The sequence below is a fragment of the Streptomyces sp. 4F14 genome, assembly GCF_048159485.1.
GTDB lineage: Bacteria > Actinomycetota > Actinomycetes > Streptomycetales > Streptomycetaceae > Streptomyces.
The window spans coordinates 1-319 of record NZ_JBLRVY010000394.1; the positions used below are offsets into that span (position 1 = coordinate 1).

Genomic DNA, 319 nt, shown 5'->3' on the forward strand with positions numbered 1-319 from the left:
CCTTTTAACGGGTGGGACCCGGAACTTCTGTTCCGGGTCCCCCCCTTTTTTGTTGTGCGTCACCTGACGTTCACGTTCCGCAACCAACATCACCCACATGGGTACTGCTGCAATGCTCAGGGCCGCCGGCGTCGGAGTCGGTGATGAGGTTGTCGTACCGGCCTTCGGGAACGTGGAAGTCGCCGAGGCCGTGGTCCTGGCCGGCGCGCTGCCGGTGTTCGCCGACATAGATCCGGGGACGTACTGCCTCGACGCCGCCGCGGTGGAGGCGTCGTTGACGTCGCGGACCGCGGCCATCGTCGCAGTGCACCGGTTCGGG

1 protein-coding gene is annotated in these 319 nt (G+C 65.8%); it reads left to right on the forward strand.

Translation table 11 applies throughout. The features are described 5' to 3' along the window. Positions 1–97: 97 nt before the first annotated feature. Positions 98–319 (forward strand): DegT/DnrJ/EryC1/StrS family aminotransferase (locus tag ACLZOT_RS51270; protein ID WP_416976153.1); only part of this gene is annotated, 222 nt, incomplete at its 3' end.